Annotated in this window: 17 protein-coding genes; 11 read left to right on the top strand and 6 right to left on the bottom strand. The window is 62.0% G+C overall.

Annotated elements, in window-relative coordinates; genetic code table 11:
* Positions 1 to 29 precede the first annotated feature (29 nt).
* Both AC1DV6_RS05870 and AC1DV6_RS05865 read left to right on the top strand, forming a co-directional pair.
* Entirely contained in the window at positions 30 to 1,178 is a 1,149-nt protein-coding gene (locus AC1DV6_RS05870) for a 5-(carboxyamino)imidazole ribonucleotide synthase (protein WP_477976983.1), read from the top strand.
* 14 nt (positions 1,179 to 1,192) lie between these two features.
* Positions 1,193 to 2,251 carry an L-threonylcarbamoyladenylate synthase gene (locus AC1DV6_RS05865; protein ID WP_477976045.1) on the top strand — a complete coding sequence of 353 codons (1,059 nt, stop codon included), beginning with the start codon at positions 1,193 to 1,195 and terminating at the stop codon, positions 2,249 to 2,251.
* A gap of 18 nt (positions 2,252 to 2,269) precedes the next feature.
* Here the strand turns inward: AC1DV6_RS05865 and AC1DV6_RS05860 are convergent, their stop codons facing one another.
* The gene (locus tag AC1DV6_RS05860) at positions 2,270 to 2,647 is read right to left on the bottom strand and encodes a DUF4406 domain-containing protein (RefSeq protein WP_477976043.1); all 378 of its coding nucleotides are present in this window, start codon (positions 2,645 to 2,647) and stop codon (positions 2,270 to 2,272) included.
* Between the two features lie 77 nt (positions 2,648 to 2,724).
* On the opposite strand from AC1DV6_RS05860, the gene AC1DV6_RS05855 reads away from it, so the two are divergent.
* A complete protein-coding gene (locus tag AC1DV6_RS05855; protein ID WP_477976041.1) occupies positions 2,725 to 3,279 on the top strand; it encodes a peroxiredoxin in 555 nt (184 codons plus the stop codon).
* A 7-nt stretch (positions 3,280 to 3,286) separates the two neighbouring features.
* Here the strand turns inward: AC1DV6_RS05855 and AC1DV6_RS05850 are convergent, their stop codons facing one another.
* Genes AC1DV6_RS05850 through dacB form a run of 3 tightly spaced genes read right to left on the bottom strand, consistent with a single transcriptional unit; the run spans position 3,287 to position 6,138 of the window.
* Entirely contained in the window at positions 3,287 to 3,550 is a 264-nt protein-coding gene (locus tag AC1DV6_RS05850) for a SemiSWEET transporter (RefSeq protein WP_477976039.1), read from the bottom strand.
* A 1-nt stretch (position 3,551) separates the two neighbouring features.
* Positions 3,552 to 4,721, bottom strand: coding sequence for a sensor domain-containing diguanylate cyclase (locus AC1DV6_RS05845; protein ID WP_477976037.1), 1,170 nt, complete (start codon positions 4,719 to 4,721; stop codon positions 3,552 to 3,554).
* Positions 4,722 to 4,725: 4 nt separating this feature from the next.
* Positions 4,726 to 6,138, bottom strand: coding sequence for a D-alanyl-D-alanine carboxypeptidase/D-alanyl-D-alanine endopeptidase (dacB, locus tag AC1DV6_RS05840; RefSeq protein ID WP_477976035.1), 1,413 nt, complete (start codon positions 6,136 to 6,138; stop codon positions 4,726 to 4,728).
* 52 nt (positions 6,139 to 6,190) lie between these two features.
* On the opposite strand from dacB, the gene AC1DV6_RS05835 reads away from it, so the two are divergent.
* From AC1DV6_RS05835 to AC1DV6_RS05820, 4 genes are read left to right on the top strand one after another with little or no spacing between them, the layout of a single operon-like run.
* A complete protein-coding gene (locus AC1DV6_RS05835; protein ID WP_477976033.1) occupies positions 6,191 to 7,246 on the top strand; it encodes a DMT family transporter in 1,056 nt (351 codons plus the stop codon).
* A 28-nt stretch (positions 7,247 to 7,274) separates the two neighbouring features.
* Positions 7,275 to 8,000: a tRNA (adenosine(37)-N6)-threonylcarbamoyltransferase complex dimerization subunit type 1 TsaB gene (gene tsaB / locus AC1DV6_RS05830; RefSeq protein WP_477976031.1), complete on the top strand. Its 726-nt coding sequence runs from the start codon at positions 7,275 to 7,277 to the stop codon at positions 7,998 to 8,000.
* Positions 7,997 to 8,464: a ribosomal protein S18-alanine N-acetyltransferase gene (gene rimI, locus AC1DV6_RS05825; protein WP_477976029.1), complete on the top strand. Its 468-nt coding sequence runs from the start codon at positions 7,997 to 7,999 to the stop codon at positions 8,462 to 8,464. Before tsaB ends, rimI begins: the two co-directional genes overlap by 4 nt.
* 15 nt (positions 8,465 to 8,479) lie before the next feature.
* Positions 8,480 to 9,295, top strand: coding sequence for a uracil-DNA glycosylase (locus AC1DV6_RS05820; protein WP_477976027.1), 816 nt, complete (start codon positions 8,480 to 8,482; stop codon positions 9,293 to 9,295).
* Here the strand turns inward: AC1DV6_RS05820 and AC1DV6_RS05815 are convergent.
* Positions 9,292 to 10,245, bottom strand: a complete 954-nt coding sequence (locus AC1DV6_RS05815) for a PA2778 family cysteine peptidase (RefSeq protein WP_477976025.1) — start codon at positions 10,243 to 10,245, stop codon at positions 9,292 to 9,294. The genes AC1DV6_RS05820 and AC1DV6_RS05815 overlap by 4 nt on opposite strands.
* Complete coding sequence (locus tag AC1DV6_RS05810; protein ID WP_477976023.1) at positions 10,242 to 10,631, bottom strand: PA2779 family protein; 390 nt, start codon at positions 10,629 to 10,631, stop codon at positions 10,242 to 10,244. The genes AC1DV6_RS05815 and AC1DV6_RS05810 overlap by 4 nt, the downstream gene beginning before the upstream one ends.
* A 165-nt stretch (positions 10,632 to 10,796) precedes the next feature.
* On the opposite strand from AC1DV6_RS05810, the gene pyrF reads away from it, so the two are divergent.
* The 4 genes from pyrF (at position 10,797) to AC1DV6_RS05790 (ending at position 13,513) form a co-directional block, all read left to right on the top strand.
* The gene (gene pyrF / locus AC1DV6_RS05805; protein WP_477976021.1) at positions 10,797 to 11,648 is read left to right on the top strand and encodes an orotidine-5'-phosphate decarboxylase; all 852 of its coding nucleotides are present in this window, start codon (positions 10,797 to 10,799) and stop codon (positions 11,646 to 11,648) included.
* A gap of 97 nt (positions 11,649 to 11,745) precedes the next feature.
* Positions 11,746 to 12,084 (top strand): hypothetical protein, encoded by a 339-nt coding sequence (locus AC1DV6_RS05800; RefSeq protein WP_477976019.1) that lies wholly within the window; start codon positions 11,746 to 11,748, stop codon positions 12,082 to 12,084.
* Positions 12,085 to 12,179: 95 nt separating this feature from the next.
* Positions 12,180 to 12,896 carry a glutathione S-transferase family protein gene (locus tag AC1DV6_RS05795; protein WP_477976017.1) on the top strand — a complete coding sequence of 239 codons (717 nt, stop codon included), beginning with the start codon at positions 12,180 to 12,182 and terminating at the stop codon, positions 12,894 to 12,896.
* A complete protein-coding gene (locus tag AC1DV6_RS05790) occupies positions 12,893 to 13,513 on the top strand; it encodes a glutathione S-transferase family protein (RefSeq protein ID WP_477976015.1) in 621 nt (206 codons plus the stop codon). Before AC1DV6_RS05795 ends, AC1DV6_RS05790 begins: the two co-directional genes overlap by 4 nt.
* Positions 13,514 to 13,594: the final 81 nt, after the last annotated feature.

The following is a 13,594-nucleotide window of genomic DNA, read 5'->3' as shown; positions in this document are numbered from 1 at the left end:
AGGAAGTGACTCTCGGCGGAAGCCAGGAGATGACGCTGGGCGGGCCAAAGGAAATCACACTGGGTGTGATGGGCGGCGGCCAGCTGGGCCGCATGTTCGTGCACGCAGCGCAGCGCATTGGCTTCTTCACTGCCGTGCTGGACCCGGACCCAACCAGCCCCGCCGGCCGCGTAAGCCACCACCACATCCAGACCGCCTATACCGACCCGGAAGGCCTCGCGCGCCTGGCGCAAGTGTCCTTTGCGATCACCACCGAATTTGAAAACGTTCCCGCGGATGTGTTGAACCAGTTGGCCGTCAGCCGCCCGGTTGCGCCCGCAGGCAGCGCAGTGGCGATTGCGCAAGACCGCGCGGCGGAGAAGGCGCACTTCGTCAAATGCGGCGTGCCGTGCGCGCCGTATGCGGTGATCGAGACGCCGGAACAACTTGCAGCAGTCACAGATGACTTGCTCCCAGGCATCCTGAAAACCGCCCGCATGGGCTACGACGGCAAGGGCCAGGTGCGTGTGTCCACCCGCGCCGAGTTGGCCGCAGCATGGGCCGGGTTGAAGAACGTGGCTTGCGTGCTGGAGAAGATGCTGCCGCTGCAACTGGAGTGCTCCGTCATCGTTGCGCGCGGTGCAGATGGCGCCTGCGTGAATCTGCCGGTGCAACGCAACCTGCACCGCGATGGCATTCTCGCTGTTACTGAGGTTTTTGAAGGAAATTTGCCGCCAGCGCTTATAGAGCGTGCGGTAGTTGCTGCAAAATCAATAGCAGGCGGTGTGCAATACGTCGGCGTGTTGTGCGTCGAATTCTTTATGTTGCAGGACGGCAGCTTGGTCGTCAACGAGATGGCGCCGCGCCCGCACAACAGCGGCCACTACAGCATGGACGCCTGTGATGTGTCGCAGTTCGAGCTGCAGGTGCGCACGCTGGCGGGCCTGCCGCTAACGCAGCCGCGCCAGCACAGCCCATCCATCATGCTGAACCTGCTGGGCGATATCTGGCCGGAAGGTGGTGTGCCCGATTGGGCCGCCGTGCTGGCTCTGCCCGGCACGCATCTGCATTTGTACGGCAAGCTCAAAGCCAGCAAGGGCCGCAAGATGGGTCATCTGAACATTACCGGCGCCACGGTTGCGCAGGCGCGCGAGACGGCTCTGCAGGCCGCGCGCATCCTCGGCATTGAAGCGTTTTAAGACTGCGGCTTGCCATGATCCTGTCTGCGCTCGACCCTGCGGTTGCTCCTGAATCCATAGCTGCTTGCGCACGCACCATCAGCGCTGGTGGCCTGATCGGCTTGCCAACCGAGACGGTCTATGGCTTGGGTGCGGATGCCGACAACGCCACTGCTGTTGCCTCAATCTTCACGGCCAAGGGCCGCCCGGCAGACCATCCGCTGATCGTGCATGTGGCGGCATTCGATGGCGGCATGTCGGGCGTCGCGCACTACTGCGCGCAGGTGCCGCCCTTTGCCCAGCAACTGATGTCGGCTTTCTGGCCAGGCCCGCTGACCTTGATATTGCCGCGTCGCGACGGCGTGGGCGCAGCAGCGGCTGGAGGGCAGAACTCGATCGGCGTGCGCTGCCCGTCGCATACTGTGGCGCAAGCCCTGCTGGGCGCATTGCGCAAGCCGGCCGACGGCCAACCGGTGGTGTGGGGCATTGCTGCCCCCAGCGCCAATAAATTTGGCCGCGTGAGCCCCACGACGGCGGCCCATGTGCAGAGCGAGATGGGTGATGGCTTGCTGATTCTGGACGGCGGCCCGTGCTACGTTGGCATCGAGTCCACCATCATCGACTGCACCCGCGGCGCACCCGTGCTCTTGCGCCCGGGCAGCATCACCAGCGCGCAGGTGGAGGCCGCGTGCGGTCAGAGGATGCTATCGAAAGAGGAGCTGGCTACGCTTTCCGCAAGCGCGCCGCGGGCCTCTGGGACACTGGAATCCCACTACGCCCCCAACGCCAAGGTGCGATTGATGGACGCCAAGGCCTTGCAAACGGCGCTGGATTTTCTGGGTCCGGATCTGGACAAGTCGATGCATGCCCATCCCTCCATCGCCGTCTACGCCCGCACAGTGCTGAAGTCCCCGGCGCAAAAAATCCTGATGCGCCGCATGCCCACGGATGCAGCTGTTACTGCGCACGAGCTGTTTTCCGTGTTGCGCGAACTCGATGCGCAGCAGGTCAAGCTGATCTGGGTGGAAACACCGCCAGAAAGCCTGGCCTGGGATGGCGTGCGCGACCGCTTGCAGCGTGCGAGCGCGGAATGAGCGCCTAGCGCTCACTCCTCACGACTCTTCGGAAACCCGCGGTATCTGGTCCAGTTCGGTAAACACGGGCAGGCCCATTTCCCTGGCCTTTGCCACTTCGAGGTCTGCACCGTTGGACACGCCGGGAATGCGAAACACCGCATCACATCGGCCCAGCAGCCTGTGCGCAACCGGGTATTGGTAGGCTTTGAAAACCGCATCGTTGTGGCTGAGCCCACCCGCAGCGCGTATCACCGGCCAGGCCAGCCACTCCCCGACGAGCGCCAGATGGCCACGTTCGAAAATGGGCAGCGCCATTTTTTCCATCGCAGCCAGGTTGTCGGCCACCTTATTGGGGTCGCCGTTAGTCCCGGTCAGGTAGGGGCCGGAGATCAGGATCAGCATTCGTTTTGTCATAGCCAACTATAGGCGGGTGGGCAGCATGGAAACCTCTTTCCTGCGATGATTTAACCTCAACTCATCCGGGGAATTGCATGATCTCGAAAAAGCTGGCATCGATTGCCGCAACAGGCCTACTCTGCGCGGCAGCCATGTCGCCATCCTTCGCGGCGCTGAAGGCGGGTGATACCGCTCCCGATTTCTCAACCGAGGCAGCGCTGGCCGGAGTGGCCAGCAAATTTTCGCTGGCGCAGTCGCTCAAGAAAGGGCCCGTGGTCCTGTATTTCTTTCCCAAGGCATTCACCGCAGGCTGCACCATAGAAGCACACAACTTTGCCGAGGCCACGCCGCAGTTCAACGCACTTGGTGCCACGGTGGTCGGCATCTCGAATGACGATATCGAAACGCAAAAGAAGTTCTCCATCGAAGCCTGTCGCAACAAGTTTGCCGTGCTGGCGGATGGCGGCGGCCAGATCACCAAAAAGTACGACGCTGTGCTGGCCGTTCGGCCCGAATTGTCGGACCGCATTTCTTATGTGATTGCCCCGGACGGAAAAGTGATTTACGCCTTCGCCAGCCTGAGCCCGGACGAGCATGTCGCGAACACCTTGCGCGCAGTGGAGCAGTGGAAAGCCGCGCAGCGCAAGTAAAGCGGCACTACTGCACTCGGCCGTAAACCAGCTTCATCGCCAGAATCGCCGCAGTCAGTGTGAGGCTCACGGTATTGGCGATGATGATGGGCCAGGCATTCAACAGCACCCCGTAAGCCAACCAGAGGGCGACCCCGGTGAGCATGGCGCTGTACATGCCCAGTGAAATGCCGCGTACATCGCGGGTTCGAAAGGTGTGCCAGACCTGTGGCACAAAGCTGGCGGTGGTGAGCGTGGCGGCGATGTAGCCAACCCAGTCGGTCAGTGGCATGTCAAATGTTGTCTGAAGAGGTGAGTGGCGCGTGCACACGGCTGAATGCCACCACGCAGTTGCGCCCGCCATCCTTGGCGCGGTACAGCGCCTGGTCGGCGTTGGCGATCAGCATGGCGGGCGCGGTGCCGTCGCCAGGGTAGGTCGCAATGCCTACCGATAGCGCGCACTGGATGTGGAAATCGCCAAACACCAAAGTGGCTGTTGCAAAGTCGGTGCGCCATTGCTCGGCGCGCAGTAGCGCGGTCTCCAATGGCATGTGTGGCAGCAGCATCAAAAACTCTTCGCCGCCATAGCGACACGCCACATCGCCGCTGCGCGCGTGTCGGTTCAGCATGTCGGCCAGTGACTTCAGCACCGCGTCCCCCGCTGGATGGCCATAGGTGTCATTGACCTTCTTGAAATGGTCAATGTCAATCATCATCACGCTGAGTGGCTGGCCTTCGCGCTTGCAGCGGGCGAGTTCGCGTTCCAGCGTGTCGTCCAGGTAGCGGCGGTTGTACAGGCCGGTCAGTGGATCACGGGTCGCCTGCTCGCTCAAGCGCGCCTGCAGCGCATTGATTTCGACCAACTGGTTTTGCAGCGCTTCGTTGGCCAGTTGTAGCGCGTGTTCGCCCTGGCGCAGTTTCTCGCGCGCTTCGTGCAGCTTGTGGTTGCGGCCAAACGCCGTGCTGGTGACAGACAACTGGTACAGCAACAGGCCCAACATGCACAGCACGACGACGGGCCAATCCATATCGGGCGCAAAGCCAAAGCCGAACACGACCACCGATACCAGGGCACCTGCTGCCAGCGCGACCAGCGAGCGCAGAGCACCACTTCGGCCCTGGTAGGCCGCGTGGTTGATCGAGGTGCTCACGCACATCGCAAACGTGATCCAAAGCGGGAAACCAAGGAAGGCGAACCACGCGCCAAACAGCACAGAGTCCAGCGTCATGTGATTGATTTCGGTGTTGCGCGGCTGGGCCGAGGCGCGGGTGCGCCAGTACAGCAGATGCGGGTAGACCAGAAACTGCAGGCCTATCAGCCCCCAGGTCAGCAGCCCAGTGTCCTTGCCCTTCATGTGCAGAGTCAGCACCACAAAGGCCAGAAAGAACCCGGCGGTGCGGTTGCGGTGGTTGATCTCGACCACCCAGTCCGGGTGTGGCGTTGCAAAGAAGGACCAGCGCATGTCCTCAGGGCTCCTTGCTGGTCCAGTCGACCAGCGCTTCGATAGCCGGCCGCGCCGCGTTGGCGTTGGGGTGGTTGATTAGCGCCACCAGAACGTAGCGGCGGCCATTGCTTGCGTCCACATAACCCGCCACGGCCACCACATTGGCCAGACTGCCGGTTTTCAGATGGGCGCTGGCGCCGGTGCGGGATTTCATACGGCGCAGCGTACCGTCCAGTCCGCTGACAGGCAGAGAGCTCATCAGCTCAGACATGACGGGAGACTGGTAAGCGCTTTGCAGCAAGCGCCCCAGCGCCTGCGCCGAAATGCGTTCCTGGCGTGACAGGCCGGAGCCGTTCTCCAATAGCGGGCCGTCGTCGGTGCCAAAGCGGCCTTTCCACCATCGCATCACGTTGCCGCGTGCCACATCAAAGTTGCCGTTGCCCAGTGTCAGAAACACCTGCTGCGCCATCACGTTATTGCTGTATTTGTTGATGTCGCGAATGATTTCGGCCAACGGCGCAGAGCTGGCTTCAAACGCGGGCTTGCCGGCCACTACAGTAGGCGGAACGGCGCCCATGCGTACCGTGCCTGCGAGCTTGCCGCCCATGTCTTGCCACATCCCCTGCACTGCACGCACTGCGTAGCTCTTCGGATCGATATACGCGACGGGCCACACTTTTTCATTGCAACTGGCCGGGTAGCTACCCAGAAAACGGATGCGCGCCGGGTTGGAGAAGTCGGCACGCAATGCACCGCGGTAGTCACCGCAATCGCCCGTGATGAGCGGCACAGTGGCCTGCATCGACACACCGGCCAGCGGCGGATCGTATTGCACCTGCGCCAGACTGGCCGTGCGGTCGGGCGTGAACGTCATCACCACCGATTTGTAGTTGATCAGCAGCGCGTCGGGCGCGGCGTTATAGGGGCGCAGCGGCTCGCCATCAAATTGTCCAGGGTCGACATCCGGCACTTCAAACGCGCTGTTGTCCAGCACGATGTCACCCGCAATGCTCTGGATGCCAATGCCCTGCAGGCGGCGTAACAGCAGCCACAGCCGCTCCAGCACCAGCTTGGGGTCCCCCAGGCCCTTGATGTACAGGTTGCCGTACAGCGTGCCTTCGCGCACCGCGCCCTCTACATAGACCGGCGTGCTCCAAGTGTAGGCCGGGCCAAGCAAGTCCAGTGCAGCAACGGTGGTCACCAGCTTCATCACGGAGGCCGGGTTCATTGAGGCCGTGGCCCGGTGGCTCAGGCGCGCTGCGGTATTTGCGCCGCCGTCTGCATCCACCACCAGCACCGAGATCGCATCGCGCGGCACCTTGGCGCGGGCGAGGGCCGCATCCACCTCGGGCGGCAGTCCCGGCGCGGCGACGCTATGTGCCGCAGGAGCCATCAAGGCGAGCAAGGTCAGGCAGATGGTCCATGGGCGCAGCATGGGTTCATTATCCTGCCCAATGCCACGGTGAGGTGTCGCCGATAATTGGGCCATGCCTGCGACACCTCCCCTGCCTACCCCCCGCTTTTCCGCAAAGACCGTGGGCCTGATGGCGGCGGTGGTCACGGTGCTGATCTGGACCTCATTCATCGTCATCGCCCGCGCCTCGGCCGACCCGGCACGCAACCCAACGCTGGCGCCTTTCGACATTGTTTACGCCCGTCTCTGGGGCGCGGCGATCTTTTTGCTGCCCTGGGGCTGGTGGCTGACGCGGCGTGACCGTGCGCGCCAGCGCGAAGCCGGGCAGGTCGCCAATGCAGGGTCCTTGGGCGGTCTGTCGCCCTTGCCCTTGCGCATCACCGTGCAAGTCGGTTTTTTTGGCAGCTTGCTCTACGCGATGCTGGCCTACAGCGGCTTTGTGTTTGCACCTGCCGCGCATGCCTCGGTGTTGATGCCCGGCAGCCTGCCGTTGTGGACGGCATTGCTTGCGCTGTTGCTGCTGGGGACACCCGTCACCGCAGCGCGCGCCGTGGGCCTGGCCTGCATCGTCGGCGGTGATTTGCTGGTGGGCGGCGCCAGCCTGCTGCATGCACTGGATGGCAGCGGTGTTTGGCGCGGCGACCTGTTTTTCATAGGCGCGTCCATGACCTGGGCCACCTACAGCGTGCTGTCGCGCAAGCATGCGCTGGACGCGGTGCGCGCGACCATTGCAATCACGGCGTTTGGTTTTTTGACCTTTGTGCCGGTCTATACGGTGTTGACTTTGGCCGGTTGGGTGCCAGGGCATATCTGGACCGCGCCGGCGCATGATGTTGTGTTCCAGATGTTTTTCCAGGGCGTGGGCTCGGTGGTGATCTCGGGCATCACGTTCACCAAGATGATCCAGCACTACGGACCGGTGCGCTCCACGATGATCACCGCGCTGGTGCCCGGTTTGTCGGCGCTGGCGGCTGTGGTGTTTCTGGGTGAGCCTCTGTACTGGAACCTGTTGGCAGGGCTCGCGCTGGTGACGGTGGGTATTCTGTTTGGTGTTTACAAGGCGAAGGCCGCGCCGATTGCTCCTGAAAACATAGCTGTTCACGCACGCAATACGGGCGCTGGAGCCTGATTTGGCTGGAAAATAGAGCTGCTTTCCGATGAAATTACTCGCGTTTGATACCAGTACCGAAACCCTGAGCGTGGCCGTCTCACGCGATGACACGGGCGATTTGAAGCTGTGGCAATACAGCGGCACCGGTGGCGCGCGCGCCTCCACCGACTTGATCCCCACCGTGCTCAACCTGATGCAGCAAGCAGGTCTGCAAATGAGCGAGTTGGATGCGATCTGCTTTGGCTGCGGCCCGGGTTCGTTCACCGGTTTGCGCACGGCTTGCGCGGTCGCGCAGGGGCTGGCGTTTGGCGCGGGTGTGCCGGTGCTGCCCGTCGATAGCTTGTTGGCGGTAGCAGAGGAAGCGCGCTTTTCGGCGATGGCCGATGTTGCGCAGGTTGAAGTCGTTGCACTGCTGGATGCGCGCATGGACGAGATGTACACGGCGCGTTTTGCATGGGGCGATGGGCTCTGGACGACGTTGTCGGGCGACGTGCTGGTGCGCCCTGAAGACTTTGCAGCACAGAGCGCCGCGGCAGTAACGTTGGCGGGCAATGTTTTTACGGTGTATGCGCAACGCCTGACGGCTGTGAGCGAGCGGCTGCCTTGCATAACTGCCCTGCCGACAGCCACCGCCATGTTGCGCTTGGCGCCGCAATTGCTGGCGAACGGCAAGGCCGTGCCCGCCGATCAGGCCTTGCCCAGCTATATCCGCGACAAGGTGGCGAAAACCACCGCCGAGCGCATGGCAGAGAAGGCCGCCGCAATATCATGAACGCCCGCATGCAGCCCGCGGAAGTGACGTTCGAGCCCATGCTGGCGCCGTGGCTGGACGCAGTGGTGCGGGTGGAGCTGGAAGCCTATGAGCACCCATGGAACTATACGAACTTCATGGACGCGCTGCACTCGGGTTACCAGGCGCAAATGCTGGTGGCCGATGGCACGCTGATCGGGTATTTTGTTGCGATGAAGGGCGTCGATGAAGTGCATCTGCTCAACATCACCGTGGCGCCAGAGTTTCAGGGTCAGGGCTGGGCCAAGCTGATGTTGGAAGCGTTGACGGTCTGGGCGCGCTCGCAGGCCGCACTGTGGCTGTGGCTGGAGGTGCGGGTGGGCAATGTGCGCGCCCAACGGGTCTACGAGGCGCACGGCTACCGCGTGGTGGGCCAGCGTAAGCAGTATTACCCGGCCTTCCACGGGCTGCGTGAAGATGCGATCGTGATGAGCCTGCGTCTCTGAACGTACACTGACGCCATGAGTCTGGACCTCGACGATCGCCAACGCGCCATGCTGCAGGAAATGCATGTGCCGGTGTGGCTGCCGCGCGCTGATTGGGTAGAGCCCGTTGTAGCCGCTGCGCCAGTGACCGAGCTCGCGTCGGCGCCGCCCGCGGCACGGCCGCTGGCCCAGGTTGTGGCACCCACTTCAACCCCCGTGTCTGCGCGGCAAGCGCCGTTGGGTGACATGCCCGCGCTGGATGGCATTGACTGGCCTGCATTGCGTGAGATCGCAGCTGCCTGCCAAGCTTGCGGTCTGTGTGCCGGACGCAAGAACACCACATTGACAGTGCCCGCCACGCAGCAAGCCGATTGGCTGATCGTCGGCGACCCGCCGGACGAAGACGAAGACCGCAGCGGGCAGCCGTTTGTCGAGCAGGCCGGGCAGTTGCTGGACAACATGCTGAAGGCGGTAGGCGCGCGCCGCACCATAGGCAAAGAGGGTGAAGTGCAAACCGCCTTTGCAACCGATGTCGTCAAATGCCGGCCACCACAGGGACGCAACCCGCAACCGGCGGAGCTTGCGCAATGCGCGCACTTTTTGCAGCGCGAGATTGCTCTGTTGAAGCCCAAAGTGATTCTGGCAATGGGGCGCTTTGCGGTCCAGAGCCTTTTGGCCGAGCAGCCCGAACTGGCCTCACAACCGTTGGGCAAATTACGCGGTACGGTGTACCGCTACCAGGGCGTTCCGGTGGTGGTGACTTACCACCCCAAAGTGCTGCTGCGCGCAAGCAGCGACAAGGCGAAAGCCTGGGCCGACCTGTGTCTGGCGATGGATGTGGTTGAGGCTTAGCCGCCAGCGATCTGCTTTTGCAACGCCTGGTATTGCGGCAAGCGCACGCCGCCCAGGGCGATGGCGTTGCCAATCGCAGTTTGGGCTTCCGCCCGCTTGCCCTGCTGCAGCAACACTTCCGCCAAGTTGTTCCAGGCGTCGGCAAAATCAGGATGCGCCAGCGTAGCCGCACGGTAGGCCGCCTCCGCAGCAACCCATTGTTGCAAGGCATAGGCTGTGTTGCCTGCACCGAGCATCAACGCGCGTTGCGTTGGCCATTGCTGCAACGCAGTACGGTAGGCGGTTTGCGCCGCGCTCGGCTGTACGCGCTCCAGCGCGGCGATGGCTCTGGCCATGTTCTCCGGCTGTGCCGTGGCTGGTAATTGATTGGGCGGTAGCGCCACCATGGCCCAGTAGCCACCGCGCGCCCACGTGCGCTCGAACGCATAGAGCGACATCTCCATCGCTTGCGTGCGGCCCGAATGCAGCAGCATGGTGTTGCTGTCACGGTCATAGCCCATGACCACCGCGAAGTGCCACACCGGGTACACCGGCAATGACAGGTTCTGGAACACCAGCACCGGATGGCCCGCAGCCACTTCGCGCACCACGGCATCCACCTGCGGTTCCAGCACATACCCTGGCAAACCGTGGCGGCGGCTGGCAGCCAGCACTTCGATCTGCAAGGATCCTTTGCGGTTGGGCAGATAGACCTGCTCGACCAATTGCTCGGCAGTCACCGACAGCCCCGCGGATTGCAACACCATAGCCAGCGCTGCCGGCCCGCACTCGTAGTCTTCCTGTGCGATGAAGGGGGTGTTGGACAGCGCGACTTTCGCAGGCAGCTCTGCGGGCCACGTCCGCGAAAGCTGGCTGACCTGCGGCGTGGCGCAGCCGCCAAGCCCCAGCAGGGTACAAACAAAAAACCCCGCCAAGGCGGGGGATGCCAGACGCGCGAGGCGCAGTCTCACCGTACCGAGCGGGTGAACGGGAATACTTTGGTCAGGCCCAGGATGTCGGTCACCAGCAGGATGATGAAGACAGTGAACAGCACGCCCAACACATCGCCACCGGCTGGTGCACGGTCAATGCGCTGCGCCAATTGGTCGACTTCGGCATCCGTCATCGCGTTGACGCGTTCCAGCGTGGCTTGGCTACTCACGCCTTGCGCCTGGATGGCTTTGGCGATGTCTTCGCGTTGCAGGAAGGCTGCGACACGTTCGCGCGCCGGGCTGCCGGAGGGGGCTTGTAATGCGTCTTCGGTAGGAACAATGCTGGCTTGCGCTGTCATGGGCAAACCCAGGCACGTAGTCGATATGATGAGCAGCGAAGCGACGAAGCGTTTGAAAGTTTTCATGGTGTGTACCGTAGTTGTATGGAATAAGTGTAGATTTGAAAGTGCGTTTGGGAAACCGTGTTTACAGGTAGAAACAATACTTGGGGCGGGCGTTCTGCTCTGTGCATTGGCATACATTCGGGCAAAGTCGAAGCAGTTTCTTGGGTGGCTTCTTACAATAGATCCATGACCTTCCTAGAACAGTTGCGCCAGGCCGAGCGCGAAAACGGCTCCCTGTTGTGCGTGGGGCTGGACCCCGAACCTGCCAAATTCCCCGATGCGTACCGCGGTGACGCTTCCAAAATCTACGACTTTTGCGCGGCCATCGTCGATGCAACGGCCGATCTGGCGACGGCCTTCAAGCCGCAAATTGCCTATTTTGCGGCGCACCGCGCTGAGGACCAATTGGAGAATCTGATGGCGCATATGCGCGCAAACGCGCCGCATGTACCCGTTATTCTCGATGCCAAGCGCGGTGACATTGGCAGCACGGCAGAGCAGTATGCGAAGGAAGCCTTCGAGCGCTACGGTGCCGACGCAGTCACGCTGTCACCCTTCATGGGGTTTGACTCCATTCAGCCCTATCTGAAGTACCACGGCAAGGGCGCCTTCCTGCTGTGCCGAACATCCAACCCTGGCGGCGATGATTTCCAGAACCAGCGTTTGGCGTCGGTCGATGGGCAACCGCTGCTGTACGAGCACATTGCGCGACTCGCACAAGGGCCGTGGAATCTCAATGGCCAGTTGGGCCTGGTGGTCGGTGCCACCTACCCGGCGGAGATTGAACGTGTGCGCGCGTTGGCACCCCATGTGCCCTTGCTGATTCCTGGCGTGGGTGCGCAAGGCGGTGACGCTGCGGCAACGGTCAAGGCCGGTTGGCGCGCCAGCAATGGTGAGACCACAGCACCCATCATCGTCAATTCATCGCGCGCCATCCTGTATGCGTCTTCCGGCGCCGACTTTGCACAGGCTGCGCGCGCCGAAGCCACGCGCACACGCGATGCATTGCAGGCAGCTGCAACCGCATCTTTGCAGTAGCAACACTTCATTACAACTCTCCGTCAACGACGCGTTGGGGCATGGGCGTTGTAGTCCCATGGAGTCGTTCCATACTTTAATGAAAACGGAGTTTTGTATGAACATGAAGACCTTGATGGCAGTTCTGGCTTTGTCGGTAGGTGGTTTGGCCATGGCGCAAACCCCGACGGCTCCCGCAACCCCCAAGCTGGACCAGCGCGAAGCCAACCAGCAAGCGCGTATTGACCAGGGCGTGGCCTCCGGCCAGTTGACCGCCAAGGAAACCAACCGCCTGGATAAGCGCGAAGCCAAGCTCAATGCCGATGAAGCCGCAGCCAAGGCCGATGGCAAGCTGACCCGCGCAGAACGTCGCAAACTGCACCGCGAAGCCAATCGCGACAGCAAGGCCATTCACAAGCAAAAGCACGACGCGCAAATCGCAGCGACTGCCAAGTAAGTTGCCGCGCTGATACTGGAGCAGGCCCCGGGGTGGAGACGCCCGGGGCTTTTTTCATGCAGCCATCCATAATGCGACGAAGGATGGATGCAGCCATGATTGATCTCTATACCGCCGCCACACCCAATGGGCACAAGGTCTCCATTGCACTGGAAGAAATGGCCTTGCCTTACACGCTCAAGGTGCTGGACTTGTCCAAGGGCGAGCAAAAACTTCCCGCCTATCTGGCGATCAACCCCAACGGGCGTATTCCGGCGATTGTTGACCGCGACGCGGATGACTTCGCGGTGTTTGAGTCCGGTGCGATCCTGGTTTACCTCGCCGAGAAGACGGGCCTCTTCATGCCCAAGGATGTAAAGGGGCGCTCGCTGGTGATGCAGTGGCTGATGTTCCAGATGGGGGGCATCGGGCCGATGATGGGGCAGGCCAATGTGTTCTACCGCTATTTCCCTGAAAAGATCCAGGCTGCGATTGACCGCTACCAAGGCGAGAGCAAGCGCTTGTTTCGCGTGCTGGATACGCGCCTGCAAGACCACGAATATTTGGCAGGCGATTATTCGATCGCCGACATGGCCAATTTCGCCTGGGTGCGCACGCACCGCTGGTCTGGCGTGGACGTGGATGACTTGCCGCATCTGAGCCGCTGGCTGGAGGCCATCAAGGTGCGCGATGCGGTGCAACGCGGCCTGCATGCACCTCCGTCGACCCTGGAGCTGCGCCGCGATGGCAGTGATGAAGCGAAGAAGTTTTCAGAGGCTGCTCGCACGATGGTGGAAATGGGCCAATCCAAAAACGGCGCGGCCAAACCATGAAGCTCTATACCGCCCACCGTGCACCCAGCCCGCGCCGCGTGCTGATGTTTTTGGTTGAGAAGAACATCACGGGCATTCAGATGGTGGATGTTGATCTGAACCAGGGCGAACACCGCACGCCTGGCTATCTGGACAAAAGTCCATTGGCCAAGGTACCTGCATTGGAGCTGGATGATGGACGCGTGCTGACCGAGACGCGTGCGATCTGCACCTACCTGGAAGGCTTGTACCCGGAGCCCAATTTGATGGGCGTGGACGCGGTGGAGCGCGCCTTTATCGAGATGGCAGACCGGCGCGTGGAGCTGTATCTGATGGGTGGCATTGCGAATGCGATTCGCCATACCCACCCCGGGCTGGCTGTGCTGGAACAACCTCAGTTTCCTGACTTTGGCCGGTCTCAGGGTGAAAAGGTGATGGTGCTGGCGCGCTGGTTCGACCAGTTGCTGCAACAGCAGGAGTGGATGGCCGGTGCGCGGTTCACGATCGCGGACATCACCGCGTTTTGCGCGTTGGAGTTTGCGCGTGGTTTGATGAAGTTCAAGCCGGAGGAGGCAGGGTTGCCGGCGCTAGCGGCCTGGCGCGCACGTGTCAACGTACGCCCTAGCGCAGCCGTTTGAGCCATAGCGTTTAAAACGCGTTACCCGGGAAGTAACACATTGCAAGTTGTCTGTGCGGTAGGCTACATACGGCCTACGATG

It is taken from the genome of Rhodoferax sp. P2_H8_2, from assembly GCF_056403235.1.
This window is presented reverse-complemented; position numbering and strand designations above follow the sequence as displayed.

What these genes read in the sequence shown, in the direction of transcription:
- AC1DV6_RS05800 (WP_477976019.1), top strand. Translation starts at nt 11,746, where the DNA reads ATGAACATGAAGACCTTGATGGCAGTTCTGGCTTTGTCGGTAGGTGGT.
- tsaB (WP_477976031.1), top strand. Translation starts at nt 7,275, where the DNA reads ATGAAATTACTCGCGTTTGATACCAGTACCGAAACCCTGAGCGTGGCC.
- AC1DV6_RS05790 (WP_477976015.1), top strand. Translation starts at nt 12,893, where the DNA reads ATGAAGCTCTATACCGCCCACCGTGCACCCAGCCCGCGCCGCGTGCTG.
- AC1DV6_RS05850 (WP_477976039.1), bottom strand. Translation starts at nt 3,550, where the DNA reads ATGCCACTGACCGACTGGGTTGGCTACATCGCCGCCACGCTCACCACC.
- AC1DV6_RS05795 (WP_477976017.1), top strand. Translation starts at nt 12,180, where the DNA reads ATGATTGATCTCTATACCGCCGCCACACCCAATGGGCACAAGGTCTCC.
- AC1DV6_RS05845 (WP_477976037.1), bottom strand. Translation starts at nt 4,721, where the DNA reads ATGCGCTGGTCCTTCTTTGCAACGCCACACCCGGACTGGGTGGTCGAG.
- AC1DV6_RS05820 (WP_477976027.1), top strand. Translation starts at nt 8,480, where the DNA reads ATGAGTCTGGACCTCGACGATCGCCAACGCGCCATGCTGCAGGAAATG.
- AC1DV6_RS05835 (WP_477976033.1), top strand. Translation starts at nt 6,191, where the DNA reads ATGCCTGCGACACCTCCCCTGCCTACCCCCCGCTTTTCCGCAAAGACC.
- dacB (WP_477976035.1), bottom strand. Translation starts at nt 6,138, where the DNA reads ATGCTGCGCCCATGGACCATCTGCCTGACCTTGCTCGCCTTGATGGCT.
- AC1DV6_RS05810 (WP_477976023.1), bottom strand. Translation starts at nt 10,631, where the DNA reads ATGAAAACTTTCAAACGCTTCGTCGCTTCGCTGCTCATCATATCGACT.
- AC1DV6_RS05860 (WP_477976043.1), bottom strand. Translation starts at nt 2,647, where the DNA reads ATGACAAAACGAATGCTGATCCTGATCTCCGGCCCCTACCTGACCGGG.
- AC1DV6_RS05855 (WP_477976041.1), top strand. Translation starts at nt 2,725, where the DNA reads ATGATCTCGAAAAAGCTGGCATCGATTGCCGCAACAGGCCTACTCTGC.
- AC1DV6_RS05865 (WP_477976045.1), top strand. Translation starts at nt 1,193, where the DNA reads ATGATCCTGTCTGCGCTCGACCCTGCGGTTGCTCCTGAATCCATAGCT.
- rimI (WP_477976029.1), top strand. Translation starts at nt 7,997, where the DNA reads ATGAACGCCCGCATGCAGCCCGCGGAAGTGACGTTCGAGCCCATGCTG.
- AC1DV6_RS05870 (WP_477976983.1), top strand. Translation starts at nt 30, where the DNA reads ATGACGCTGGGCGGGCCAAAGGAAATCACACTGGGTGTGATGGGCGGC.
- pyrF (WP_477976021.1), top strand. Translation starts at nt 10,797, where the DNA reads ATGACCTTCCTAGAACAGTTGCGCCAGGCCGAGCGCGAAAACGGCTCC.